Origin of the sequence: Micromonospora arida, from assembly GCF_003857035.1 — a bacterium.
GTDB classification, from domain to species: domain Bacteria; phylum Actinomycetota; class Actinomycetes; order Mycobacteriales; family Micromonosporaceae; genus Micromonospora; species Micromonospora arida.
This window is the reverse complement of the sequence record NZ_QGSY01000170.1, coordinates 17,122-41,011: the sequence shown is the minus strand read 5'-3', so window position 1 is coordinate 41,011 and position 23,890 is coordinate 17,122. Positions and strand designations below refer to the sequence as shown.

Annotated in this window: 23 protein-coding genes and 2 tRNA genes; 8 read left to right on the top strand and 17 right to left on the bottom strand. The window is 70.7% G+C overall.

Annotation, left to right across the window (positions count from 1 at the left end; translation table 11 throughout):
- Positions 1–555 precede the first annotated feature (555 nt).
- Positions 556–780, top strand: coding sequence for a hypothetical protein (locus DLJ58_RS14670; RefSeq protein WP_124856719.1), 225 nt, complete (start codon positions 556–558; stop codon positions 778–780).
- A 96-nt stretch (positions 781–876) separates the two neighbouring features.
- Here the strand turns inward: DLJ58_RS14670 and DLJ58_RS14665 are convergent, their stop codons facing one another.
- The 6 genes from DLJ58_RS14665 to DLJ58_RS14640 all read right to left on the bottom strand — a co-directional run bounded on the left by DLJ58_RS14665 (position 877) and on the right by DLJ58_RS14640 (position 6,412).
- The gene (locus tag DLJ58_RS14665) at positions 877–1,674 is read right to left on the bottom strand and encodes a carbon-nitrogen hydrolase family protein (RefSeq protein ID WP_124856717.1); all 798 of its coding nucleotides are present in this window, start codon (positions 1,672–1,674) and stop codon (positions 877–879) included.
- Positions 1,675–1,812: 138 nt separating this feature from the next.
- A complete protein-coding gene (clpX, locus tag DLJ58_RS14660; RefSeq protein WP_030333537.1) occupies positions 1,813–3,108 on the bottom strand; it encodes an ATP-dependent Clp protease ATP-binding subunit ClpX in 1,296 nt (431 codons plus the stop codon).
- 209 nt (positions 3,109–3,317) lie between these two features.
- Positions 3,318–3,980, bottom strand: a complete 663-nt coding sequence (locus tag DLJ58_RS14655; RefSeq protein ID WP_030333536.1) for an ATP-dependent Clp protease proteolytic subunit — start codon at positions 3,978–3,980, stop codon at positions 3,318–3,320.
- Between the two features lie 10 nt (positions 3,981–3,990).
- The gene (locus tag DLJ58_RS14650) at positions 3,991–4,632 is read right to left on the bottom strand and encodes an ATP-dependent Clp protease proteolytic subunit (protein ID WP_007464111.1); all 642 of its coding nucleotides are present in this window, start codon (positions 4,630–4,632) and stop codon (positions 3,991–3,993) included.
- A gap of 221 nt (positions 4,633–4,853) precedes the next feature.
- Entirely contained in the window at positions 4,854–6,200 is a 1,347-nt protein-coding gene (gene tig / locus DLJ58_RS14645) for a trigger factor (RefSeq protein WP_124856715.1), read from the bottom strand.
- Between the two features lie 138 nt (positions 6,201–6,338).
- Positions 6,339–6,412 (bottom strand) — tRNA-Pro (locus DLJ58_RS14640).
- A gap of 319 nt (positions 6,413–6,731) precedes the next feature.
- On the opposite strand from DLJ58_RS14640, the gene DLJ58_RS14635 reads away from it, so the two are divergent.
- Together DLJ58_RS14635 and DLJ58_RS14630 are read left to right on the top strand one after the other, a co-directional pair.
- A tRNA-Gly gene (locus DLJ58_RS14635) sits at positions 6,732–6,805 on the top strand.
- Between the two features lie 229 nt (positions 6,806–7,034).
- Positions 7,035–7,427, top strand: coding sequence for a hypothetical protein (locus DLJ58_RS14630; protein WP_124856713.1), 393 nt, complete (start codon positions 7,035–7,037; stop codon positions 7,425–7,427).
- A 111-nt stretch (positions 7,428–7,538) separates the two neighbouring features.
- Here the strand turns inward: DLJ58_RS14630 and DLJ58_RS14625 are convergent, their stop codons facing one another.
- The 3 genes from DLJ58_RS14625 to DLJ58_RS14615 form a co-directional block, all read right to left on the bottom strand.
- A complete protein-coding gene (locus DLJ58_RS14625) occupies positions 7,539–8,381 on the bottom strand; it encodes a hypothetical protein (RefSeq protein ID WP_124856711.1) in 843 nt (280 codons plus the stop codon).
- Positions 8,378–8,887, bottom strand: coding sequence for a SigE family RNA polymerase sigma factor (locus DLJ58_RS14620; protein ID WP_124856709.1), 510 nt, complete (start codon positions 8,885–8,887; stop codon positions 8,378–8,380). Before DLJ58_RS14620 ends, DLJ58_RS14625 begins: the two co-directional genes overlap by 4 nt.
- Positions 8,888–9,018: 131 nt before the next feature.
- Entirely contained in the window at positions 9,019–9,822 is an 804-nt protein-coding gene (locus tag DLJ58_RS14615; protein ID WP_158629590.1) for an outer membrane protein assembly factor BamB family protein, read from the bottom strand.
- A gap of 322 nt (positions 9,823–10,144) precedes the next feature.
- On the opposite strand from DLJ58_RS14615, the gene DLJ58_RS14610 reads away from it, so the two are divergent.
- From DLJ58_RS14610 to DLJ58_RS14605, 3 genes are all read left to right on the top strand, one after another.
- Positions 10,145–12,292, top strand: a complete 2,148-nt coding sequence (locus DLJ58_RS14610) for a M14 family zinc carboxypeptidase (RefSeq protein ID WP_124856705.1) — start codon at positions 10,145–10,147, stop codon at positions 12,290–12,292.
- A gap of 145 nt (positions 12,293–12,437) precedes the next feature.
- Positions 12,438–12,632 carry a hypothetical protein gene (locus DLJ58_RS33840; protein WP_146765853.1) on the top strand — a complete coding sequence of 65 codons (195 nt, stop codon included), beginning with the start codon at positions 12,438–12,440 and terminating at the stop codon, positions 12,630–12,632.
- An 86-nt stretch (positions 12,633–12,718) separates the two neighbouring features.
- The gene (locus DLJ58_RS14605) at positions 12,719–13,819 is read left to right on the top strand and encodes an aKG-HExxH-type peptide beta-hydroxylase (protein WP_244218939.1); all 1,101 of its coding nucleotides are present in this window, start codon (positions 12,719–12,721) and stop codon (positions 13,817–13,819) included.
- 40 nt (positions 13,820–13,859) lie between these two features.
- Here DLJ58_RS14605 and fxsT read toward each other — a convergent pair whose 3' ends face one another.
- The 3 genes from fxsT to DLJ58_RS14590 are packed head-to-tail and all read right to left on the bottom strand — an operon-like array spanning position 13,860 to position 18,526.
- A complete protein-coding gene (gene fxsT, locus DLJ58_RS14600; protein WP_124856701.1) occupies positions 13,860–17,060 on the bottom strand; it encodes an FxSxx-COOH system tetratricopeptide repeat protein in 3,201 nt (1,066 codons plus the stop codon).
- Positions 17,057–18,031, bottom strand: coding sequence for a trypsin-like peptidase domain-containing protein (locus tag DLJ58_RS14595; RefSeq protein ID WP_124856699.1), 975 nt, complete (start codon positions 18,029–18,031; stop codon positions 17,057–17,059). Before DLJ58_RS14595 ends, fxsT begins: the two co-directional genes overlap by 4 nt.
- Before the next feature lie 57 nt (positions 18,032–18,088).
- Positions 18,089–18,526: a CU044_2847 family protein gene (locus tag DLJ58_RS14590; RefSeq protein ID WP_124856697.1), complete on the bottom strand. Its 438-nt coding sequence runs from the start codon at positions 18,524–18,526 to the stop codon at positions 18,089–18,091.
- A gap of 70 nt (positions 18,527–18,596) precedes the next feature.
- On the opposite strand from DLJ58_RS14590, the gene DLJ58_RS14585 reads away from it, so the two are divergent.
- Positions 18,597–19,361, top strand: coding sequence for a class I SAM-dependent methyltransferase (locus tag DLJ58_RS14585; protein ID WP_124856694.1), 765 nt, complete (start codon positions 18,597–18,599; stop codon positions 19,359–19,361).
- A gap of 260 nt (positions 19,362–19,621) precedes the next feature.
- On the opposite strand, the gene DLJ58_RS14580 is transcribed toward DLJ58_RS14585, so the two are convergent.
- Entirely contained in the window at positions 19,622–20,167 is a 546-nt protein-coding gene (locus DLJ58_RS14580) for a hypothetical protein (RefSeq protein ID WP_124856692.1), read from the bottom strand.
- 140 nt (positions 20,168–20,307) lie between these two features.
- On the opposite strand from DLJ58_RS14580, the gene DLJ58_RS14575 reads away from it, so the two are divergent.
- Positions 20,308–20,652, top strand: coding sequence for a hypothetical protein (locus DLJ58_RS14575; protein WP_124856690.1), 345 nt, complete (start codon positions 20,308–20,310; stop codon positions 20,650–20,652).
- 11 nt (positions 20,653–20,663) lie between these two features.
- Here DLJ58_RS14575 and DLJ58_RS14570 read toward each other — a convergent pair whose 3' ends face one another.
- The 4 genes from DLJ58_RS14570 to DLJ58_RS14555 all read right to left on the bottom strand — a co-directional run bounded on the left by DLJ58_RS14570 (position 20,664) and on the right by DLJ58_RS14555 (position 23,830).
- Complete coding sequence (locus DLJ58_RS14570) at positions 20,664–21,131, bottom strand: ribose-5-phosphate isomerase (RefSeq protein ID WP_124772574.1); 468 nt, start codon at positions 21,129–21,131, stop codon at positions 20,664–20,666.
- An 87-nt stretch (positions 21,132–21,218) separates the two neighbouring features.
- Positions 21,219–22,418 (bottom strand): DUF1015 family protein, encoded by a 1,200-nt coding sequence (locus DLJ58_RS14565; protein ID WP_124856688.1) that lies wholly within the window; start codon positions 22,416–22,418, stop codon positions 21,219–21,221.
- A gap of 90 nt (positions 22,419–22,508) precedes the next feature.
- Positions 22,509–23,024: a hypothetical protein gene (locus DLJ58_RS14560; protein WP_124856686.1), complete on the bottom strand. Its 516-nt coding sequence runs from the start codon at positions 23,022–23,024 to the stop codon at positions 22,509–22,511.
- Positions 23,025–23,203: 179 nt separating this feature from the next.
- Positions 23,204–23,830 (bottom strand): mycothiol-dependent nitroreductase Rv2466c family protein, encoded by a 627-nt coding sequence (locus DLJ58_RS14555; protein WP_091405414.1) that lies wholly within the window; start codon positions 23,828–23,830, stop codon positions 23,204–23,206.
- Between the last annotated feature and the right edge of the window lie 60 nt (positions 23,831–23,890).

Here is a 23,890-nt window from a genome sequence, read left to right as displayed (position 1 = left end):
AACCCCAACCGGGGCTTTTCCGTACCATGTCCAGCGCTATCAGCGCCAGGCACTTTTACTACGTTACCCGCTCGTTTCCGCCCTGTCAAACCGATATTTCGCGGTTCGTCATGCTTCAACCCGATAATGCGGATAGTCTTGCTTGCTCGAGTCCACGATGACGCGCGTCGTTGCCGACGTTCGTTTCTGTCGTGGGAAGCCGCAGACCGGCCGATCGCCGCTTCGCGGCTCTCCGCCCGGCTCCTGCCGGCTTCGAAACTCTACCCGGTCGGCTCCGCGTTCGCAACCCCGTTGCCGGAGTGTCCCGCACCGCCCGATCCTCAGTCTCGCTCGGCGTTCCCGCCACGAGCCTGGCGCCCGTTCTCGGCCGGTTTGTCCGGCCTCCCCCGTGCAGAGAGAAAGTTACGCGGACGGCCCGGAGAAGGCAAATCAGGGTTCATCACTGGTTCGGGCGAAGGGCGTCCGCCGGCCCCGGCGCAGCCCGAGGACGCGGGCACCTCGTCTCCCCGGCGCAGCCGAGGACGCGGGCCACCTCGACGTGCCAGAGTGTCAGTCATGGATGAGTCCGGGCACGGCGCCAGGGTGTTCGCCGAGGAGGCGCTGCTCGGCCTCATCGGGCCGTTCTGGCAGGTGGTGATCGGCACGGTCGTGCTGGTCGTACTTGTGCTCTCGGTGGGACGACTGGCCCGACGGGGCAGGTCCCGGATGACCACGGCGCTGCTGGTCACCGCCGCGGCCATCGCTGGGTTCGCGGTGATCGGCGTCCTGCTGGAGGGTTGAGGTTCAGAGCCGGCGGCCGGCCAGGCCGGACAGCTCAGAGCCGGCGGCCGGCCAGGCCGGACAGCTCAGAGCCGGCGGCCGGCCAGGCCGGGCAGCTCAGAGCCGGCGGTTGGCCAGGCTGGGCAGCTCGGCGCGGATCGTGTCGAGCCGGTCCAGGTCCAGGTCGACGACGGAGACCCCGGGGCCGTCCGGCACCTGGCCGATGACTGTCCCCCACGGGTCGACCACCATGCTGCGGCCGAAGCAGGTGCGACCTGGCTCGTGGTCGCCGGTCTGACCGGCCGCCGCCACGAAACACTGGTTCTCGATAGCTCTGGCTCGCAGCAGGACCTCCCAGTGGTCCCGGCCGGTGTGCATCATGAACGCGGCCGGAACCACCAGCAGCTGCGCGCCGCCGTCGGAGGCGAGCAGCCGGTACAGCTCCGGGAAGCGCAGGTCGTAGCAGATCGACAGGCCGACCCGCAGCCCTTCGACGTCGACCACCACCGGTTGGACCCCGGGCGCGACACTCGCCGACTCCCGGTAGGAGACCCGTCCGGGGATCTCCACGTCGTACAGGTGGATCTTGCGATAGCTCGCGGCCAGGCTGCCGGAACGGTCGAAGACCAGCGACGTGTTCCAGGTGTGGTCCGGGTCCGGGCCGGCCTCGTGGAACGAACCGGCCACCAACCAGATCCCGAGCCGCCGGGCGACCCCGGCGAAGAAACTGCCCACCTCGCCGTCGACCGGCTCCGGTTCGGGCAGCCCAGCGGCAGGACCCAGGTAGTCGACGTACTCCGGGAGGACGGCGAGATCCGCGCCGCTGGCGGCGGCGCGCTCCAGTAGGGCCTCCGCGGCCGCCAGGTTGGCCTTACGGTCGTCCCGGGCGTTCAGCTGGCAGACGGCGACACGCATGAGCAAAGGGTACGGGTGGAGGGCTCTGACGGACAGCGTCACAGTCTGGCCGGCACGGGTGGTGGTCACGGGCAACCGGCGTCGAACACGATCACGCCGGCCGCTCGGGATCGAACGGCCGGCGTGACGCGGGAAGGATCAGGCGGACTTTTCTTCGCGGTCGCGCCGAGCCCGACGCCCGGTGAACTCACGCGGCACGATCGTCGGGTTGACGTTCTCCAGGACAACCTCGCGGGTGATCAGCACGCGGGCGGCGTCGGGGTTGCTCGGCACCTCGTACATCGCGGAGAGCAGAACCTCCTCGATGATGGCCCGCAGACCACGGGCACCGGTGCCCCGCAGCATCGCCTGATCGGCGATGGCTTCCAGCGCCGGCTCGTCGAACTCGAGCTCGACACCGTCCAGCTCGAACAGGCGCTGGTATTGCCGGACCAGGGCGTTGCGCGGCTCGGTGAGGATCCGAACGAGGGCGCTGCGGTCCAGGCTGCGAACGTTGGTGATCACCGGCAGCCGGCCGACGAACTCGGGGATCAGCCCGAACTTGAGCATGTCTTCGGGCATGACCTGGCTGAAGATGTCGTCGGTCGACCGCTCGGAGACCGACCGGAGTCGGGCACCGAAGCCGGTGCCGCCCTGCCCGGTGCGGGACTCGATGATCTGGTCGAGGCCGGCGAACGCGCCACCACAGATGAACAGCACGTTCGTGGTGTCGATCTGGATGAACTCCTGGTGTGGGTGCTTACGGCCGCCCTGCGGCGGCACGTTGGCCACCGTGCCCTCGAGCATCTTGAGCAGGGCCTGCTGCACGCCCTCACCGGAGACGTCCCGGGTGATCGACGGATTCTCCGACTTGCGGGCGATCTTGTCGACCTCGTCGATGTAGATGATGCCGGTCTCGGCGCGCTTGATGTCGTAGTCGGCGGCCTGGATCAGCTTGAGGAGGATGTTCTCGACGTCCTCGCCCACGTAGCCCGCCTCGGTCAGCGCGGTGGCGTCGGCGATGGCGAACGGGACGTTCAACATCCGGGCGAGGGTCTGCGCCAGGTGGGTCTTGCCGCACCCCGTCGGGCCGAGCAGCAGGATGTTGGACTTGGCCAGCTCGACGGCGTCACTGCCGGAGCCCGGCGCGCCAGCCGCCTCGGCCTGGATGCGCTTGTAGTGGTTGTAGACCGCTACGGCGAGCGCCTTCTTGGCCTGATCCTGACCCACCACGTAGGTGTCGAGGAACTGGCAGATCTCCATCGGCTTGGGAAGCTCTTCCCACTTCACCTCGCCGGACTCGGCCAGCTCCTCTTCGATGATCTCGTTGCAGAGATCGATGCACTCGTCGCAGATGTAGACCCCTGGGCCCGCGATGAGCTTCTTGACCTGCTTCTGCGACTTGCCGCAGAAGGAGCATTTCAGTAGGTCGCCGCCGTCACCGATCCGTGCCACCTACGTTCTCCCTGCACTCATCGGCCGGAGACCCGGCCCTGACCTGCGGACGTTGCGCGCCGCCCGGCTTAGTTCGCGCCGCCGGCCCAACCGGCGAAGCGGTACGGACCCGACGTTACCCGCTGGCGGGGCATTCTCCGACCCCCAAAACGGGTGTGTCAGAGGTCGGCCGGGAACGGAGCCCCGGCCAACCTCTGACCCGATACAGCTCAGCGGGCGGCGTTGGCCGCCAGCAGACCCTTCTTGCGACTGGTCAGGATCGTGTCGACCAGCCCGTACTCCTTGGACTCCTCAGCCGTCATGATCTTGTCACGGTCGATGTCCTTGCGAACCTGCTCGATCGGGCGGTTGCAGTGGCGGGACAGCATGTCCTCCAGCTGCGTACGCATCCGCAGGATCTCCCGGGCCTGGATCTCGATGTCCGAGCCCTGCCCGTAGCCGCCCTCGGTGGCCGGCTGGTGGATGATGATCCGCGAGTTCGGCAGAGCCATCCGCTTACCCGGAGTGCCCGCCGAGAGCAGCACCGCCGCCGCGCTCGCCGCCTGCCCGAGGCAGACCGTCGAGATGTCCGGACGGACGTACTGCATGGTGTCGTAGATCGCCGTCATGGCGGTGAACGAACCACCCGGCGAGTTGATGTACATGATGATGTCGCGGTCCGGGTCGGTGCCCTCGAGCGTCAGCAGCTGGGCCATCACGTCGTTGGCCGACGCGTCGTCCACCTGGACGCCGAGGAAGATGATCCGGTCCTCGAAGAGCTTGTTGTACGGGTTCGACTCCTTGACCCCGTACGACGTGCGCTCGACGAACGACGGCAGCACGTAGCGGTTGTGCACGGCCGCGAACTGGGGCGGCAGGCTCAGATCGGTCATCGTCAGCTCCTCAGCTCAGGGTCCCGGCGCCATCCGGAACCTGTGCGGCTCCGATGATCACCTTGTCGATGAAGCCGTAGTCCATGGCCTCCTGGGCGGTGAACCAACGGTCCCGGTCCGAGTCGGCCTCGATCTGCGACTGGCTCTGGCCGGTGTGGTGCGCGACCCGCTCCTGGAACATCCGCTTCGTGTAGAGCATCTGCTCCGCCTGGATGGCGATGTCGGACGCCGTGCCGCCCAGACCACCGGACGGCTGGTGCATCATGATCCGTGCGTGGGGCAGGGCGTACCGCTTGCCCTTGGTGCCCGCGCAGAGCAGCAGCTGACCCATCGAGGCAGCCATGCCCATCGCCACGGTCGACACGTCGTTGTCGATGAACTGCATGGTGTCGTAGATCGCCATGCCGGAGTAGACCGAGCCACCCGGCGAGTTGATCCACAGGTTGATGTCGCGGTCCGGGTCCTCCGCGGCGAGCAGCAGCAGCTGCGCGCAGATGCGGTTGGCGACCTGGTCGGTCACCTCACTGCCCAGGAAGATGATGCGTTCCTTGAGCAACCGGTTGTAGACCGAGTCGTCGAGGTTGCCAATGGAGTCGCCACCGCGCGCGTCAATCGCCCGGAGCGACTTCTTGGGGATGTGCATGTCGGTCATGGCAGCCCTTCGCTCTCCGTACCGTCTTTCCCGACACTAACCGCTGTGCCGGGCGGCAGAGTCCCGGTCGGGGCAGTGTTCGCTCTCAGCGCAGCTGTGTCGGGCGTACCCGCGGCGCGGGCTTCCGGGCGTACCCGGCAGTGCTTGCTGCCCGGACGTACCCGGAAAGGGAAACGGCCGCCGTCCGCCGCTCAGCGACGGACGGCGGCCGCACCCGACGATCAGTGGTCGTGGTTGTGCTCCGCCTCGTTGGCGGCGCGCAGGGCGTCGAGGGTGATCCCGTTGCCGGCCGAGTCCTTGATCGTGATCTTCTCCATGACGGCCGCGAGGGCCTTGCCCCGCCGCACGTCGCCGAAGACCGCCGCGGCCGCGCCGGAGCGCACCAGCTGGTCGTAGTACTGCTGCGGGGCCATCCCGGCACGCTGCGCCCGGTGCACGATCTCGTGCCCGAACTCGTCGTCGGAGACCTGCACGTCCTCCGCGTCGGCGAGCGTGTCCAGCAGGAGCTGGACCTTGACGCCCTCGGTCGCCGCCTCGGTCAGCTCGGCGTCGATCTGCTCCTCGGTCTTGTCCTCGGCCGCGAGGTACTCCTCCATCGAGGCGCCGATCCGCTCCAGCTGGTCGACCATCGCCTGCTTGCGGCTCTCGACCTCCTCGCGGACGACACCCTCCGGGGCCGGGATCTCGGCGGCCTCGACGAGCTGGGCCAGGGCCTTGTCCCGAGCGGCGTAGATCTGCTCGACCTGCTTGCCCTGGGTGACCCGGTTCCGCAGGTCGCCGCGCAGCTCCTCGATCGTGTCGAACTCGCTCGCCATCTGGGCGAACTCGTCGTTCAGCTCCGGCAGCTCCTTCTCCTTGACCGTGCGCACGGTCACCGCCACGTCGGCGTCCCGGCCGGCGAAGTCGCCGCCGACCAGCTGGGTGGTGAAGGTGGTGTCGTCACCGGCGGCGAGGCCGACCACGGCCTCGTCCAGGCCCGGCAGGAGCTGCTTGCTGCCCACCTCGTGGGAGATGTTGCTCGCCTGGCCGCCGGGCACGTCCTCGCCGTCGACGGTGGCGTTCAGGTCGATCTGGACGTAGTCGCCCTCGGCGGCGGCCCGCTCGACGGTCTTGAGGGTCGCGAAACGCTCGCGCAGGTTTTTCACCTGCTCGTCGATCTCGCTCTCGTCGATCTGCAGCTCGTCGACGGTCACCTCGAGGGTGCTCGCGTCCGGGATGGTGATCTCCGGGCGGACGTCGACCTCGGCCGTGAAGTTCAGCGAGTCACCGTCGTTGAACTCGGTGATCTCGACCTCCGGGCGCCCCAGCGTCTTCAGGTCGTGCTCGCGCACCGCGGCGAGGATGTTCTCCGGGATGGCCTCCTGGACCGCCTCGTTGAGGACGGTGCCCCGGCCCACCCGCTGGTCGATCACCGCGGTCGGCACCTTGCCCCGGCGGAAGCCCGGAACCTGGACCTGCGAACCGATCTCCCGGTACGCCTTCTTGAGGCTCGGCTCGAGCTCGACGAACGGCACCTCGATGGCGAGCCGCACGCGCGTCGGGCTCAGAGTCTCGACGGTGCTCTTCACAGGCGTACTCCTTGACGGATCTCAGTTGAGTCTGGGCGTGATTCAGCCCATCGAGTGTAGGCGAGCCGGCCTGACGCTCCGGCATCGCCCGGGGACCGCACTGGGCGGCACCCGGGGCGGCCCGGCCGCGGACGACAGTCGGGGTGGCGGGATTTGAACCCACGGCCCCTCGCTCCCAAAGCGAGTGCGCTACCAAGCTGCGCCACACCCCGTGGCGACGTGCAGTCTATGCCGTCGCCACGCCTCAGTCGGTGCCGGGGCATCCACCACCCGGACACATCACCCGAAAATTACCATTCCGCTCCACCCACGCGCCGCCAAGGTCCCCAGACCAGTCGAAGATCCGCACAACTTCACGGATGTAGTGGTCTCCTGGCACGGCGAGGCCACTACATTCCGAATGCTGTGCGGATCTTGGGTCGCGGTGCCGCCGGGTCGCGGACGACGCGGCACCGCGAGGCGGCCACGCGGTTACGCGTCGGGCGTCGACATTGGGTACGCTAGGGGCGCGTCCTGCTTCGGCGGATGCACGCGGGCGTAGCTCAATGGTAGAGCTTCAGTCTTCCAAACTGACTACGCGAGTTCGATTCTCGTCGCCCGCTCCACGCACGAAGGCCCAGGCAGACCGCATGATCGCGGCACCTGGGCCTTTCCCCTCTCCCCCATCCTGGATCTGGATCTTGCGCGCCGCTACCCGCGCCGCAACCGAGAGCTGACTGGCGCGCCTCCCAACCCGCCGAGCGGGCTGACAGCCGACCAGCCGGGGCGTCAGAAGTTCGGAGTTCGCCGATACGGCTCCTGTGCAAACGATGACGGGCGGCCGAGACTGTAGCGATGTCACCCGATGGTGAGGGCGCCCCGCGCAGGCAGGTCCACACTGCCGCTCTGCTCATCGTCGCCGGAGTGCTCGTCCTCTTCGTCCCGGCGGGCGACGAGGGCAGGGTTCTCGTGCCCATCAGCGAGGGTCACGGGCTGTCCGCCGTCGACGGGATCGGCGCAGGGCTGCTGGCACTGGGCGGCACCTGGCTGGAGGTGCTGGTGGTACGACGCCTGCCGTACCTCGCCCTCCCCCCGCGGGCCCTGTTCGCACTCGGCCTGCTGGCTGGCCTCGGCGTAGGCCTCCTGGTCGCCTCCGTGTTCGCCGGGTTCTTCTGGTGGTGGGCGGTCGGCGCCGCCGCGCTCGGAATTGCCCTCCTCGTCCTCGTGCCCCTCACTGCGCGCCGTTGAGAGAGACGCGCCGCAGCTCGTACGGGTCGCGGCGGTTGTGACACACAGCAAGGCCCAGGTGAACCGCCGGTGGCGGCACCTGGACCCACTCGGCGAGGCCGAGTCGCGGTGTCACTTCAGGTGGAACCGTTCGTCGACCGCGAGGGCCGCCAACTGCGGCACGGAGAACGGCAGCTTCGTCAACGCCGGCCGGCTCTCGTCCAGCCGCACGCCCTGCGCCACGAAGACCACCACGCCGTCCGGGTGCCGGTACGCCGACCACTGGTCGAGCCGATCGTCGTCGCCCGGTCGGACCACCACGCCGACCCGCACGGCTCCGACGGTCTCGACCTGGCACGCGCCCCGCATGCCCCAGAATTCCTGGGCCAGGTCGCACGGCTCGGTCGGCAGCTGGTTGCCGGCGTCGTGCACCTCGACGATCACGCGACCGGTGCCCTCACCCTGGGCCACGGCCACCGAGGACGAGTAACTCCACACGTCGACGCCGTCCACCTTGGCCTCGAACTGCGCCTGATGGGTCCGCAGCATCCGCTCCTCGGCGGACCGGCCCGGCGGGTCCTCCGGCGTGGTGTAACCGGGAGGTACGACCGAGACAGCTTCGGTGAGCAGGTGAACTCCCTGGTCGTACTTGGACCCGGCCCGCGCGGTCCGGTCCTCCTGCGGTTGCCCGTCCGGCCCGTTCGGCCACGGCTCCTTGGTGTCCCCCGACGCGTCCGGAGGAGTCAGCGGCCCCTGACCCGCCGGCTGGTAGACGTGACCGTCCGGGGTGGCGACGGCCGCGAAGCCGGTGACCGCCAGCACGACAGCCGCGGATCCGAGGGACGCCCACAGCGCGCGTCGGCGAAAGTGCGTCCGCCGTGCCGCGCCGAGCGCGGCTGTCGTACTCAATGGTGGTGGCGGGGTGATGCCCGCCATCTCGCTGCGCAGCCCCTCGCGCAACTCTTCCTCGTTCATCGCTCCCCCATCTCGATCCCGCTGTAGGTGGGTGTCAGGAGGCCGCGCAACGTGTCGAGCCCGCGTGCCGCCTGGCTCTTCACCGTCCCTGGAGAACACTCCAGCAGCGCCGCGACGTCCTCGACAGACAGGTCCTCCCAGTAGCGCAGAACCAGCACGGCCCGCTGACGCGGTGCCACCCGGGCCAGCGCCTGGAGCAGCACCAGTCGGCTCTCCGGCGAGTCGGGCGGGGCCACCTGCTCGGCGTCCTCGCCACCCACCCGTTCACGCCGCCACCAGCCGCGGCGGCGCTCGTCGAGGAAGGTCCGGATCAGGATCTGGCGCACGTAGCTGTCGAGCACCTCGTGCCGGGAGATCCGGTTCCAGACCCGGTAGAGCTTGACGAACGTGGTCTGGACCAGGTCTTCGGCACGGTGCCAGTCGCCGCACAGCAGGTACGCGGTGCCGCGCATGGCACCGGAGCGTGCCGCGAAGTACTCGGCGAACGCCTCGTCGCGATCGCTCATTCAGGCCTCCGATCCCTGTTTCGAGTTAGTCACGCGGGGTCTGGCCCAGGAGGTTGCTCCGGAACTCGCGGACATGTCACGGGATCAACGCCGAACGGCGTCCGACGGCTACAACGGACGACCGGCGGCACTCACGCCGTCGGCGCGCCGCCGTCCACCGCGAGTAGTGCGCCCTTGGCGACCACGAGCAGGACACCCGGCGTCAACACGCGTACTCCGCTGATCTGCTGCTCGACCAGCTGGCGTTCGCGGGGGCGGCCGGTGTCGTCGACGAGCAGCAGCATGCCGGGTCGCCGGGTGGCCAGCACGTGACCGGCGGCGGCCGGGACCACCTGGCCCACCGAGTCCGGTCCGGCGGTTACCCGCCAGAGGGCTGCGCCGGTGGTCAGGTCCAGCGCGACGGCACCGGCCCGGCGCTCGCGCGCCCACACCACCGAGCCGACGGTGCTGACCCCCGCATCTGCCAGGTCGCGATCGTGCCGGAAGAGCTCGCCCGCTGTCCCCGATGCCGGACGGATCTGCCACAGCGTCCGCGCCCCGCAGCGCGCCAGGAACCGGTCCGCACCGGCCGCCACGAACGCGGGCCACTGTCCGTCGGGGCCCACCAGGGGTTCCGGCAGGCTCCAGCGGTGCACCTCGTTGCCGTCGTGAGCGTCCAACAGCCGCACCGACGTGCCGCCTGGCTCCCCGACGAGCACCCGCTCGCCCACAGCGGCCGGCAGTACGGTCGCCGTCCGCTGGCGGTCGGACCAGAGCAGGGCGCCGGTCCACCTGTCGAACGCCCGCAGCCCCGTGTAACCCCGCCAGCCGCCCACCAGCACCCGATCACCGGTCACCACGATGTGGCCCGTCAAGCGGGGCACCTCGGCGCTCCAGCGGACCTCGCCGCTGAGCACGTCGAGGCAGCGCAGTTCGTCGCGATCCTGGCTGATCACCCAGCACTGCGACCCGTCGACCACGACCGCGCGGGGCTAGGTGCCGATCCGTACGTCCCACCGGGCCACGCCGTCGGCCGGATCGAGACACGCCAGACGGGTCGAGCGCTCGTGCACCAGGAGGGCGTCGGGTGTGCTCGCTATCGCGGTCGGGGTGGCCAGCTGATGCAGCCCGCGACGCCAGAGGATTGTGAAGATCAGTCAGCCTAACCCGGGTCGGCTGCGCCGGAAAGGCGTGCAGGACGCCTGCCCACCTTGACAGGTGTCGATCTGTGCACTGGTGTAAGGACCAAGCACATCGACGTCCGTCACAGGAGGGCACATGATCGTCCGACGACGGTGGACAGCTGCCGCCACCACAGTGATCCTGTTCAGCGCAGTGTTGTCCCATCCGGCTTCCGGAGCGGCCGCACCCGCCGACCCGGCCGCCCCGATCGCTCTGAGCGCCACCGAAACCGCAGTGGTCCGAGTCCAGCTCCGCGATCAGGCCCAACTGGACCGGCTCGTCGCCACTGGCGCGGACCTGGCCAACCGACCCCGCGCCCGCGACGGGCGGATCCTCGCCGACCTGGTGCTCAACGGTTCGCAGCTCGCCGAACTGACCGCGCAGGGCGCGACCGCCGTGCAGATCGTGCAGCGCGCCGGCGACGGAACCCGGAACCACGCGGACAGCGTCCGCGCGGCTCAGGCCCGTACCGCCGCCGGGCTGCGCGCTCCGGCCGCCGGCCAACGGACCACCGCCGCCACCGCCGTGGACACCCTTCAGGTGCAGCAGGCGTACTGGTGGACCACGGGTGGACAGACGTTCCTTCAGGCCCAGGTGGCCACCACCGCCACCGACGACCCGGACGTGGAGATCACCGTCAGTTGGCGCACGGCGGACGGCGCCACCGGCTCGTTCCCGCTGTACCGGTTCGAGGACTCCGGCGAGTACCAGTACCACTACAACCTTCCCCAGCCGGTGCCGAACCGGCCGGTTCAGCTGAGCGCCACCTCCAGCCTCGGCGGGGTCAGCCGCGCGGTCACGCCGGCGCTCTGGCCGAACGCCTTCCCGCCGCCGCTGCCGGCCGGTTACCAGAAGGACTTCATCGACGCGTACCTGACGCCGGTGGACATCCAGGCGCGGATCAAGCGGCTGGCCCGGCAGTACCGGGACCTGGTGGACGTGATCGACCTGCCGAACAAGACCCAGGGATACCGACGCAACGCCGCCGGCTACCTCGGCGACCCGGCGGTGGCCGCCCTGGTGGTCGAGTCGGTCCGCTTCGGCGACCAGAACATGAACGGCGTACAGGTGCGGACGGTCGACCCGGGGCGGGCGAACCGGCCACTGACCGTCGGCTACCGCGACCGCGTCCTCACCGTGTCACTGGCCACTGACACCGCGGGCAAGACGGTGAGCACCACCGACGAGGTCGCGGCGGCGATCAACGCCCGTCAGCCGGACCGGTTCCGGGCCATCGTCGAGGACGGCTCGGCCGGGCTGCCGATGCCCGTCGCCGGCCCCACCCGACTCGACGACGGCCTCCAGGGCACCGAGGTGCCGGCACGGCCGTGGACGGTGCAGGCGCTGCGCCTCGGCGTACACCGGGACGGTTCCCGAGTCGGGGTTCTCGCGTACTCCCAGGAACACGCCCGGGAGTGGGCCACCCCGCTGGTGACGCTGGAGTTCGCCGAGCGGATGCTGGCCAACGCCCGGACCGACCCGGCCACCCGTGAGCTGCTGGAGCAGGTCGACATCTTCGTCATCCCGACGGTCAACCCGGACGGCGCGAACTACTCGTTCAACGACTTCAACTTCCAGCGCAAGAATCTCGTCAACCACTGCACCGGTGCGGCCCGCGACCCGAAGAACCGCACCTCGTGGGGCGTCGACATCAACCGCAACTACACGGTCGGGTCGTACTTCGACGGCTACGTGGGCGCCAGCGCCAACTGCCTGTCCGGTAACTATGCGGGCACCGCCGAGCTGTCCGAGGCGGAGAGCGGCAACGTGATCGCGCTCGCTCAGGACCACCCGAACATCAAATTCGCGATGAACGTGCACTCCTACGGCGGGTACTTCATGTGGCCGCCGGGGGCGTACCGGGCCGACGGCAGGGTCACCCTGCCGCGACCGTCGATCGACGAGTCGACGCTGTTCCTCAACAGCGCCCGGCGGATCGTCGGCGCCATCGCCCAGGAGCGCGGCACCGTCACCTGGCCGTCGCAGACCGGACCGGTCGCCGACGTGCTCTACTCCGCCGCCGGCAACTCGGCCGACCAGCTCTACTACGAGCTGGGCATCTTCGCCTGGGACTTCGAGGTCGGCAACGACCGGTGGAACCCGGCGACCAACCAGTGGGAGGGCGTCGGCTTCCAGCCGCCGTTCGACGAGGCGCACGGCGAATCCCAGGAGTACGCCGGCGGGCTGGTGGAGATGGTCCGGGTGGCCCGCGACTACGCCGCCGCCGAGGCGGCCGCCGGCTGACCGCGGGTCCCGTACCGCCGCCGGTCCCGGCCGGCGACGGTACGGCCCGGGACGGGCAACCCCCGGTGACGGACGGTAAGCCGATGGTGATCACAGACGTTGACGTGTTTTCATGTCAGCACGCCTGCGCCAACCCGGGACATCGATGACTGAGCAACCCGCACCTGATCACCTCGTTGTGGTCGACGTGTTGACGCAGGGTCTGAGCCACCTGCTACGCGACGAGGATCCGGAACTGGCCCGATGGATCGAGGAACTGGTCGCGACACTGAAGAGTCCCCGGCAGACGACGCTAGCCGGCTGGAACAGCTTCCTCGACCCCGGCGCCGACTCCAGCTGACCCGCTCGGAGTTCACCCGCCTGGCCGACGGCCGGGCTGGCCCGGCTGCCATCCGCGCTCTGCGGCGCGCGCAACGCAACCGGACGATGCTCGTCCTCAAGAGCCTCGCCGACACCGACGACGCCCTGGCGGCGTCGGCGCACCTGCTCGGCCAGGCCCATCGCCTCGACCCGGCCGCCGCGGACGTGCTGCTCGATCATCCGTGGCTGGCGGTCTGGGCGATCGATCGGGTCCGGCACGGTGCCACCGGCCGACCCGACTACCTTCCGTTCGCAGCGCTCGCGGCGGCCGCTCTCAGCGGGCGGTCGGACGCGGCGGTGCCGGTCACGCCGCGCGCGGGCCTGGTGCCCGTGCCGGGCCTCGGGGTGCTGCGCCGACGCGGCGGCAGCACAACGGTGACGCCGGCCGACCTGACCGGGCGCCGATGGACGCCCACCCGCTGGTGGCGCTTCACCGACCAGTCGGTCACCCTCGACCTCCGCGTCGACGACCTGGACCCCTACCGCGACTGCTTTGGGCTACCGGTCGCCGCCCGGCTCTCCGCACCGGAGGCCGCGGAGCTGGAACGGTCCGTCGCGCACGCCTGGCACCTGCTCGTCGGGTACGCCCCGACGCACGCCGCCGAGGTGGCCGCCGGGATCAGCACCTTCGTACCGTTGGCCGACGGCACCGAGCGCGGGCACAGTGTCACGCACGCCGACGCCTTCGGGGCGTTGGCCGCCGACGCCAACCTCGACCCGGTGGACCTGGCCGTGACGATGGTGCACGAGCTGCAACACAGCAAACTCAACGCTGTCCTCGGCCTGGTCCAGCTTCACGAACCCACCGACCCGGCACACTACTTCGCGCCCTGGCGTCCTGACCCGCGTCCGATCGGCGGGCTGCTGCACGGCACCTACGCGTTCACGGCCGTCGCCGAGGTGTGGGCCGCGCTGCGCGCCCATCCGGACCTGGCGGCCCAGGCCACCGCGCGGTTCGCGGTGGTACGGGCGCAGTTGGAGCGCGCCCTGGTCGAGCTCCGCCGGGCTGGAAGTCTCACCTCGGCCGGGCGGCTCTGGGCAGATCGCCTGGCCGAACGAATCGGCCAACTGGCCACCGTGCCGGTCCCGGCATCCGCCGACGCAGCCGGGCGGCGGGAGGTGGCGGAGGCCGAGCGCGCACGCCGACCGACGATCACCACCGGATGAACCCACAGCTCGGTACGGCCACCGCCGGGTGGGCGACGCATCAGGTCAGCCCGACGGTTTCGATGTCGCACTCGATGCGCCGCTGACCCCGCGCGGCGTCCACCTCCGGATGATCCGGCCCGAACAACGCCTCCAGCGCCGCGGCAGCCTCGTCGAGCAGCTCGCGGCCCCGATCCTCCTCGCCGACCTCGATCAGATCGACCGACGCGTTGACCGCGCAGTAGAGCGTGTACGGGTGCCCCGGCCCACGCAGGCGACGCGAGTCCTCGAGGATCGCCTCGGAGAGCACCTGCGCCTGCTCCAGCCGGTGCGACCGGACCAGGTTGATCGCCTGCGCGGTGCGCGCGCTCAGCAGGTACGGATGGGTGGGCGGCAACGCCTCGCCCATCGCCTGCAGGGTGGCCGCACCCAACTCCCGCGCCTCACGGTCGAAGTTGCGAGCCCGCAGGATCACCCCGAGATTGACCGCAGCGCAGAGCGTGACCGGATGGCGCTCCCCGAAGACGGCTCGGAAGGTGGCGTGCCCCTGGGCGGCCAGGGCGTACGCCTGGGTCGCATCGCCCGCCGCGCGCATGGCGTTGGCGCAGGTCATGCCCGCCTCCGCGGCCAGCACATGATCGGTCCCGAAGCGGCGGGTCACCAGCCGGTAGTTGGCCGCGCCCTCGGTCACGGCGGCGTCGAGCCGCCCCGTCTTGCGCAGGCAGGCGATGTGGATGCAGGTGGCGCGCAGCACGGTGAGGTGCTCCGCGCCCAGCAGCGACCGCTGCACCGGCAGGGAGCTGTCCAGCAGTTCCAGCGCATCGGCGTACCGGCCCAGGAGGTAGAGGTCGCGCGCCTGGGCCTCCTGGGCCAGCACCAGTGCATAGGTGCCGTCCTCCGCTGCCGCACCGGCGTGCCGCGCCCCTTCGAGGTTGAGTTCGTACGCCCCTTCGAAGTCACCGATCAGGCGGAGGTTGATCGCCATCGAGTTCATCACCCGCAGCGTGCTCGGATGCCCGTCGCCGAGCACCCGGCGGTGCACGTCGAGGTTGCGCCGGTCCAGGTCGGCGGCGGCAGCGAAGTCGCCGATGCGCCGCAGGTCCGCGCCGACGCTGTTCGCCGCACCCAGGGTGTACTCGTGTTCCTCACCGAGGCTCGTCCGCATCCGCTCCAGCGCTTCGAGGCCGAACGCGGCCGCGCGCGGGTCGGCGAGCAGCCGCAGGGCGTCCGCGTACCGTCGCATCGCCAGCAGGGTCAGCGGATCGTCACTGCGCTCGCCGTTCGGACCGGGCTGGTCCCAGGCGGCCAGGATCTCCTCCGCGAAGTCCCGACAGCCTTCGAAGTCACCCAGGTTGTAGATGTAGCGCAGCTGGTCCATCGCCGTCCGGCGGGCGTCGAGGTCACCGTGGATCAGGCCGGCGACGCGGACGTGTGGCGCGATGTCGGCATGGCGGGGCCAGGTGCTCCGGTCGTCGGGGAAGCCCGGGTTGGCGGCGGCCAGCAACCGGCGGGCGTTCGTCAGCGGGCTGTCGTCGCCCTGCTCGGCGAGCCCTTCCCGGATGACCGCCTGCACCAGTCGGTGCACCTGTACGTGCCGGCTGGCATTGTCCGCCTTCGCGAGCCCGAGCGACGCCAGTTGCCGGATGGCCCGGGCTATGTCGTTGCGCTCCTGAAGGCTGGTGCGCAGCGGTTCGTCCAACCCGGCGCGGCGCCCCTCCCAGAGCAGGCGCATCGGGACCGGATCGGGGCTGAGGAAGGCGAGTAGCTGGATCAGCTGCGCGGCGGCGGGATTCTGCTCGCGTACTGCGGCGAGGGCCATCGACACCACGGTCAACACGGTGCCCCGGTACTGCCGGGGCTGCCCCTCACCCAGCAGCTCCCGGGCGTGTTCCTTGAGGTCGACGAGGTATTCGTCGACCGACGACAGCATGGTGAGCAGCCAACTGACGGCTTGTTCCAGGGCGAGTGGCAGGTCGCCAAGCTCCGCGGCGAGCCGGCGGGCGTCCTCAGGGCTGGTCGCGGGACGCCGCTTGAGCAGCAGTTCCACGCTCTCGGCTCGGGTGAACACGTCGACGTCCAGGGTCAGGGCGCTCGCCGACCAGGCCATGTTCCGCGACGTGACGAGGACGTGGCCGCGTTCGCCGACGAGGTTGGACGAGGGCATGAGCGGAGCCAGCTCGTGCGGGTCGTCGGCGTTGTCGTAGACCAGCAGCCAACTCAGCGAACTCGTCGACAGTGAGTCGAGCACCGTCCGTACCGTCTGCTCCAGGCTGGCGCTCGCCGCCAGGCCGAGCCGCTCGCCGAGGGCGGCGATCGAGGTACGCAGCGCGCTGAGATCCTCGGCGGCCATCCACCAGATCAGCTGGTAACGGTCCGCGTACCGGTAGGCGAACTCGACCGCGAGCTGGGTCTTGCCGACACCACCGACACCGCGCAGCGCCGCTTCCGGCAGCACCGAGGCCCGGTGCTGTGACGACAGCAGCTCGTCGAGCTCGACGAGCTGCCGCTCCCGGCCGGTGAAGTACAGGTTGCGCGGTGGGACGCCGCCCCGGATGAGCGTTCGGGATCGCTGGGGCGTCGTCTCCTCGATGATGATCGTCCTGCGCATGTCGGATTCAGGGTCCTCTCCACCGGCCTCGGCCGGCGCCGCCTGGTGCGGGGATCGTAGCGACGTCCAGTGCGCCTTCGCAGCCACGCGCACATCGTCGAGGTCGGCGGTGGTGAGCAGCAGGGCCGCCGCCGCATCTCGCAACCACTGCTCCAACGGCTTGCTGTCCGACTCGAGACCGGCGAGGACCAGGCCCGCCAGCGCCACGGCGGCCGGGACCCGCCAGTCACCCACCGACTGCCAGCCCACGGCGTCCACCAGGCCGGGCAGGTCCTCTGGTGACAACGAGCGATCCGCGACTGCCGCGACGGCGCCGGTCAGCACCTCGGCCGGGACGTCCGTGAGCAACTGCGCGAGGAGCCAGGAGAGGTAGATCTGCTGGGCGGAGGTGACAGCGGCGGCGCCCGGGTGGAAGTTGGCGATGACCTGCAACAGCATCGACAGGCCGCCGGGCTCCTGCGCGCAGGCGCGCACGATGAGGTAGACGTCGTACCGGACCTCGGAGTGCCGGGGCACCGACAGCCGCTTGCGCAGCTCCCCCTCGACCTCGTTGAGGTAGAGCGAACGGGTGTTCCCGTCGTTGATCGAACTCATCGACAGCAGCGCGTCGCAGATGGCTTGCACCTTGGCGCTGGGCATCCGGGGCGTCGTCACCGATTGTCCTCCGTACCCGTCAGCAGACCGAGGCTCTCGGCAAGGTCACGGAAGGCCCGCAGTGGCCTGCTCGCCGGCCCTTCCGTCAACAGCAGGACGCGATAGAGAGCTGCGATCCCATCCTCGTACTCTAAGCCCGTCCGAATCAGGCCGAACATGTCGAGACCCAATGGCCCGAATGGGTTCACCATCCGACTGATGTGCGATGGCAGCGACTGAATGACCAATTGACGGCTGTCGGGGTGCCGGAGTACCGGGATTTCCTCCAGCAGTCGAGCCAGCGCCATCTTTTGCGCGAATGAGAGTGGCGCGGATGCCGGCCGGTGCGTCGCCCGGGCGACGGCCGCCGACGGGCCGGACGGCAGCAGGGCAGGTGGCAACAGGCCGGCCGGCAGCAGGGCACGCCACTGCCCCACCGGCAACATCCAGCCGACCAACTGCTGGCCGACGCTCGCGCGGGCCAGCACCATGCCCACCACGGCGCCGTCCGGGGCGTACACCCCGGAACCACTGAACCCCCTGTCGATTCCGGCCGTGGCAGGGGAGATCCGGTCGAGTTGACGCCATCCGGTGCCCGCGTCGACCGGACCGACGGCCCGCGCCAGCACCATGACGGACGCGGGGGTGTTGGCCGGAAAACCCACGATCCGCACGTCGAACTCGTCGTCGCCACGATCGGCCAGGGTGGCGGGGGCGGACGGCAGCGGTGTGGCGCAGCGCAGGACCGCCAGGTCGCCGTCGCCCGCCGGGCCGACACCCCGGGACCAGGTCACCTCGGCGGCGACCCGGGTGCCGGGGTGGCTCGGTGTGTCGACGAGCATCCGGGGCTGGTCCGCCCCGGTGCCGTCATCGACGACATGCCAGCACGTCAGCACCAGGTCACCGGTCAACTGGATGCCCGCGCCCACGACCGACGAGGAGGGCCCACCGAGTATCCGCACCCGGCCGGCGAGCGACCGGGTGCCGGTCATCGGTGCTCCGCCGACCACTCGACCAGGACGGCCGGCGGCCGACGGCCGGCGCTGCGGTCAGTCATGCGCGGCGTTCTCCTGCGCGCCGGCGCCGGCCACGTCCTCAGCCGGCGACGGCAGTGCGGGGACGGGCGAGGTCCAGATCAACTTGACCTTGAGGTGGCCCTGCGCGCTGGTACGGGCGACGACGGCGCCAGCCTCCGCGGTGAGGGTGACGCCGATCTCGACCTCCACCTGATCGGGGCGCACCGCCACACCCCGGACCACGCCCAGCGCCGCGTCGAGCGCGGGCTTGATGTGGGCCAGTGCCATTTCCAGCGTCTGCCGGGCGGGGCGGATCCGGTCGAGCAGACCGACCCGTTCCAGATCGGTGCCAGCGTGTTCCTCGACGAGGAGGACGCCCTGATCAGTCTCGAAACGAAGGAGATCCGCCACGTGACAAATTCTCGCCGAAAGATCGTTCGGAATAGGTGTCAGATCACTGACAGGAGTCATTGCATGCACCCTGCGCCGACACTGGCCACATTCGCTTGCCATCACCACTGCGGCCTGTCAGCCTGACGCAATGCAGGACACGGCGACCTTCCAGGATCTGCTCCGCGAAGGCGCCGACGCACCAGTGGACGGTTGGGACTTCTCCTGGTTCGACGGCCGCGCGACAGAACAGCGGCCGTCCTGGGGATATCTGAAACTCATGGCAGCCCAGATGAGGGTGGCCCGCGCCGCACTGGACATCCAGACCGGCGGCGGCGAGGTGCTCTCCGAGGTGCCAGCATTCCCACCGGTGACCGTGGCCACCGAACACTGGCCACCCAACCTCCAGCTTGCCCGGCGCGCGCTCGAGCCGCGCGGCGTGCGGGTGGTCGACGTTGCCGAGGACACTCCGTTCCCGTTCCCCGACGAGACGTTCGACCTGGTGGTGAGCCGGCACCCCAACGTCGTGCTCTGGGACGAGATCGCACGGGTGCTCACTCCCGGCGGGCGGTACCTCGCCCAGCAGATCGGCCCCGGCTCGAACCGGGAGCTGGCCCAGTTCCTCACCGGTCCCCGCGAGATCAGCGACGAACGCAGCCCGGCCCGCGCCGCCGCCGATGCGCGAGCCGCCGGCCTGGTCATCGACGAGCTGCGGCACGAAGTGCTGCCGACCACCTTCAACGACGTGGCAGCGGTGGTGCACTTCCTCCGCAAAGTCATCTGGACGGTGCCGGACTTCAGCGTGGACCGCTACCGGGCCCGCCTCGCCGATCTGCACGACCACATCCGTCGCCACGGTCCGTTCGTGGCCCACGCCCAGCGCATCCTGGTCCGGGCGCACAAGCCCGAGCACTGACGCGGACGGGCCCGCGCCGCTGGCCGGATATCACCCGTACCCAGCAGGTACCTGGTGGGTACGGCCTGTCCATGGACACGAACACCACCCACTGACCGCCGCACCATCGCAAACACGCAAGCCCACGAAGGAGGTACCGGTCGGAGCGGCCGGCCACGGATGAACCGCGGCCGGCCGGGTAAGCAGCGACCTTGCCTGGTGGGGAGACGACCGGGTGCACGGGTGGGCGGTCTCGGACCGGCCCGCCCGTGCACGCCCGGTCAGTTCGAGGAAATCCAGTTCCAGGCCGAGACGACCCACTCGGTCTGCTGGAGCCACGCCACGCCGAGGCCGACGAGGAACACCGCAGTCGCCAGGTGGGCACCTCGGGCGCTGCGCCGGACCCGGCCCAGCTGCCGCTCCAGCACGACCCGGCCGACCAGCCGGAACAGGGCGAACAGGCCGACCGCCACCAGCAGGCTGAGCACCAGCACCAGCAGCGGGCCGCTCAGGTCACCCTGACCGGACAGCGCCCAGATCCCCCAACACACGAACGCGAAGAGGCCTGCCGCCGCGCTCCATTCACCGCCGCGCCGCAGCTGCGCCATCCGGGAGCTCAGCGAACGACGGGGCACCGGTTCGCCGGGCCAGCCGGTGCCGGTCGGCCCCTGCTCGACCACCGGGAACGGCTCCGTCCGCGGGGTGCGCGGCTCACCCACCGGAGCGACCCCCCGGCGGAACCCGTCACGCTGCGGCGGCACCCCGACGCCGGCCTGCGGTGGCACCTCCACGGTCCGCTCCGCCCACGGCTGCGTCTGGTCTGCCATCTCGTCCTCCCCCTGACCGACGGCAACAGCACCGCCTTGATTCGAGGGTAGCCAGCCGGCAAATCGGTCGCCGACCCCGGCCGGGACGCGCGGCCCCCGCGACGGTGCCGGATCGAACCCGGCCAGGGTACGGTCGGCTGATGGGTGACCCCGACCGACGACGGCGACGGCTGCGCCACCACGCCGACACCGAGACGGCCAGACCGGGTGCGGACGGCCCGACGGTCAGCACATCGGGCGTGCACGACGGTGACGAGCCGCCGCCGCGACGCAGGAGCACGGGCGGCGGCGACGAGCGCGACGGCGAGCGAGGGCTGCGCGGGTTGGTCGGTTCCGGCTCGTCCCAGGTGGGGCTGAGCGCCGCGCTACGGGCCCGGGACGCGGCCCGCCCCACCGACGACGACCTGGCCGAGGCGGAAGCCCGGGTGGTGGTCGTCCGGCGAAACTGGGTGCCCCGCGAGGAGCTGCCCCGCTCGCCGCGCTGAGCGCCGCACGGTCAGGGCAGGTCGGGCAGCTTCCGGGTCCGCTCGTACTCGGCCACCTGGGCGATCCGACGAGCGTGCCGCTCGTTGCCGGAGAACGGCGTGTTCAGGAACGCCTCGACGATGGCGGTCGCCTCGTCCAGCGTGTGCTGGCGGGCACCGATGGCGACGACGTTCGCGTCGTTGTGCTGGCGGGCCAGCTGAGCGGTCTCGACGCTCCAGGCCAGCGCGGCACGGACGCCGGCGACCTTGTTCGCGGCGATCTGCTCACCGTTGCCGGAGCCACCGATGACCACTCCGAGGCCCGTCTCGTCGGCCACCACCTGGTCGCCTGTGTGCAGGCAGAACGTGGGGTAGTCGTCGTCCGGGTCGTAGCTGTGCGGGCCGACGTCGACCACGTCGTAGCCCTGCATGGCCAGGTGGTTGGCGAGGTGCACCTTCAACTCGAAACCGGCGTGATCGGATCCCAGGTAGACGCGCATACCGGGCAGTCTGTCAGGCCGCGCTCGGGGACGTCACAGGGGCGGCGTCCCCGAGCCGGGTTCGTCACACGGTCGTGGGGATGGCACTCAACGCGGCAGCTCGGCGACGACCAGACCGCCGCGCGCCTTCGGGGTGAACCAGGTGCTCTTGCGGGGCATCTTCTCCCTGGCCAGGTTGACCGCGACGAAATCCGCCACGGTCACCGGCGCGATCAGGATGGCCAACTCGGCCCGGCCGGCGTCGACCTCACCGGTGAGCCAGCTCGCCGGGTAGTCACCGCCGACGTAGGTGATCCGCTTGTCACCCGGGTCCAGACCGAGCGCGTCGCGCAGCACCAGCCGCTCGACCAGGGCGTGGTCCAGGTTTTCCAGGCGGGCGGAGGCGGTGGCGGGCAGGCGCACCGCGTACCCCTGGCCGTCGAGGCGGAGGTGCACGGTGCCGCCGGCAGCCGGGACCTCGACCGGGCCGTCGATCGGCTCGACCTCGGCGCCCGCGGCCCGCAGCCGGTCGAGCAGCTCGGCCGGAGTGGTGGTCAGCTCGCTGACCAGCCGGTTGTACGGCTGGATGGCCACCGACGCGGGGGTGGTGACCACGGCGAGGAAGCGCGGCAGCCCTCCGGTCTGGGCGGCCAGGCTGCGGTGGTTGCCGTCCGCGACGACCAGGTCCCCGCCACCGGCGAGAGCGGTCAGCGTTGCCTGCTCCGGGCCGGGGCCGAGCAGCCAGATGGCATGCGTGCGCCCCGCCTGGTCGGTGTCCGTCGCGGCGGGCGCGCCGGCCGTGTCGGTCGCCGCCGCGAGCGCGGCGTGCAGCTCGTCGCCACGCCCGGTCTGAAGCAGGAGTACGGGTGAGAGCAGGTGACCCAGCGCGTCGGCCAGCGCCACCCGCTCGCGCACCTTGGCGATGAAGACGTCCTCGTTGCGGATGACCAGGCCCGGCTCGTCTGCCCGGGTGGAGATCTGGTCGGTGTCCACCATCGCGAACAGCCCGTACGCCGGCTCCTCAGCGGGCGCGCTGATCCGGTAGAGCACCACCACCTGCTCGGCGGGGGTGTAACTGCCGTCGGCCTTGGCCTCGGCGAGGCGGGCCACCGCGTCCGGCAGCGCGTCGAGGAACGACTTGCCCAGGCTCTGCGGGGCGCGGTGCGGCATCTCGATGCCGAGAGCGCTGTGCGGGTTCGACTCGATGATCGCGGTGATCTCCGCGTCGTCGGCGAACTCGTCGTAGTTTTGCGCGCCGGTGCCGCCAGTGGTGACCCAGGCCCGGGTGATCGGATGCACGACCGTCATACCCACTGACGCTACCGGCGACGGTGTAGCCGCCGACGGGGACCCGCGGGGCGTCCACCAGATGAAAGCGCCCGGTGGGGCCCGGGGTGGTCAGCCGGCCCGGTCGGAGGTGCCCCGGCGGTGCTTACCCGCGCTCACCGGCCCACCGTTGCCACGCCGGCCGGTCCCGATCGGCCCGGTGTTCAGGGCGCGGCGGGGCGACGCGGGCGGTCCCGGCACGGGACGGTCGGGAGGAGGCGTGGGAACGGGCCGCGGGCTCAACGGCGGCGTCGGCACCGGGCGCGGAGGAGCTGGCGCCGGCGGCGGGGGCGCCGGTTCGGCCGGTGCCGCCCCCGACGGCACCAGCGCCGGCGCGTCGGCCGGCACCGCGTCGACGGACGACGGCAGTGGGTCGACCGCCCTGGGCGGGGTGATCCGGGAGGTCACCGGGACCCGGGCCACGCCCACCACGATGGGCGGCGCGAGTAGATCCACCAGATGGGCGGGCAGGTCCGGGCGGACCGTCGGCCAGCGGGAGTCGTCAACGGACCAGTAGTCCGTGCCGGGAGTCTCGATCACCCCCTGCCGGGTCAACTGATCGTCACCGGACGCACGGTGCTTGGCCATCGGGATTTGCCTCCACGAACTGCGGCGCGCGGCCCTGCGGGTCGCTGCGGCGGACACCGAGGGAAACGACGCCGCCCGCCTCCCGGTGACGCCACGACTCCGCCGACCTCGACGCCCGACGAGAAACGCCCCCGTCCGCGCGACTGACGATGCACGGACGGGAGCGCGGTGGTCGCCGCTCAGTCGAAGATCGGGCTCTGCTCGCGGGTGCGCTTGAGCTCGTAGAAGCCAGGGGTGCCGGCGACCAGCAGCACGCCGTCCCAGAGCCGGCCGGCGGCCTCCCCCTTCGGAGCCGGAGTGATCACCGGACCGAAGAACGCGACCGGGGTGCCGTCCGGGCCGGGCGCGTGCACGACCGGAGTGCCCACGTCCTGCCCGACCGGGCGCATGCCCGCCTCGTGACTGGCCCGCAGTGCCTCGTCGTAGTCGGTGCTGTCGGCGGCCGCGGCCAGTGCCGGGTCGAGGCCGGCCTCGGTGAGCGCGGCCACGTACAGCTCCGGACCCCGCTCCTGCTTCTGCAGATGGATCCGGGTGCCGAGCGCGGTGTAGAGCGGGCGCAGCACGTCATTGCCGTGCAGCTGCTCGGCGGCGATGCAGACCCGCACCGGGCCCCACGCCGTCTTCAGGAACTCCTTGTATTCCTCGGGCAGCTCGTCCCGGCCGTCGTTGAGCACGGCCAGGCTCATCACGTGGAAGCGGATGTCCACATCCCGGATCTGCTCGACCTCAAGCAACCAGCGGGAGGTGATCCACGCCCACGGGCAGGCCGGGTCGAACCACATGTCGGCGGTGACACGTTCGGTCACGGTGAGATCCCTTCGCGACGGGTGGCGCCGACAGGTCGGCGTCTCAGAGAATCTTCACCC

Bases quoted from the DNA above. Each gene is read 5' to 3' on its own strand.
- DLJ58_RS14605 (WP_244218939.1), top strand. From the start codon at position 12,719: ATGCTCGTCCTCAAGAGCCTCGCCGACACCGACGACGCCCTGGCGGCG.
- DLJ58_RS33840 (WP_146765853.1), top strand. From the start codon at position 12,438: ATGACTGAGCAACCCGCACCTGATCACCTCGTTGTGGTCGACGTGTTG.
- DLJ58_RS14565 (WP_124856688.1), bottom strand. From the start codon at position 22,418: ATGACGGTCGTGCATCCGATCACCCGGGCCTGGGTCACCACTGGCGGC.
- DLJ58_RS14595 (WP_124856699.1), bottom strand. From the start codon at position 18,031: ATGACCGGCACCCGGTCGCTCGCCGGCCGGGTGCGGATACTCGGTGGG.
- DLJ58_RS14665 (WP_124856717.1), bottom strand. From the start codon at position 1,674: ATGCGTGTCGCCGTCTGCCAGCTGAACGCCCGGGACGACCGTAAGGCC.
- DLJ58_RS14655 (WP_030333536.1), bottom strand. From the start codon at position 3,980: ATGACCGATCTGAGCCTGCCGCCCCAGTTCGCGGCCGTGCACAACCGC.
- DLJ58_RS14580 (WP_124856692.1), bottom strand. From the start codon at position 20,167: ATGGCAGACCAGACGCAGCCGTGGGCGGAGCGGACCGTGGAGGTGCCA.
- DLJ58_RS14620 (WP_124856709.1), bottom strand. From the start codon at position 8,887: ATGAGCGATCGCGACGAGGCGTTCGCCGAGTACTTCGCGGCACGCTCC.
- DLJ58_RS14670 (WP_124856719.1), top strand. From the start codon at position 556: ATGGATGAGTCCGGGCACGGCGCCAGGGTGTTCGCCGAGGAGGCGCTG.
- DLJ58_RS14625 (WP_124856711.1), bottom strand. From the start codon at position 8,381: ATGAACGAGGAAGAGTTGCGCGAGGGGCTGCGCAGCGAGATGGCGGGC.
- DLJ58_RS14630 (WP_124856713.1), top strand. From the start codon at position 7,035: ATGTCACCCGATGGTGAGGGCGCCCCGCGCAGGCAGGTCCACACTGCC.
- DLJ58_RS14650 (WP_007464111.1), bottom strand. From the start codon at position 4,632: ATGACCGACATGCACATCCCCAAGAAGTCGCTCCGGGCGATTGACGCG.
- DLJ58_RS14560 (WP_124856686.1), bottom strand. From the start codon at position 23,024: ATGGCCAAGCACCGTGCGTCCGGTGACGATCAGTTGACCCGGCAGGGG.
- DLJ58_RS14610 (WP_124856705.1), top strand. From the start codon at position 10,145: ATGATCGTCCGACGACGGTGGACAGCTGCCGCCACCACAGTGATCCTG.
- DLJ58_RS14575 (WP_124856690.1), top strand. From the start codon at position 20,308: ATGGGTGACCCCGACCGACGACGGCGACGGCTGCGCCACCACGCCGAC.
- DLJ58_RS14570 (WP_124772574.1), bottom strand. From the start codon at position 21,131: ATGCGCGTCTACCTGGGATCCGATCACGCCGGTTTCGAGTTGAAGGTG.
- DLJ58_RS14590 (WP_124856697.1), bottom strand. From the start codon at position 18,526: ATGACTCCTGTCAGTGATCTGACACCTATTCCGAACGATCTTTCGGCG.
- DLJ58_RS14585 (WP_124856694.1), top strand. From the start codon at position 18,597: ATGCAGGACACGGCGACCTTCCAGGATCTGCTCCGCGAAGGCGCCGAC.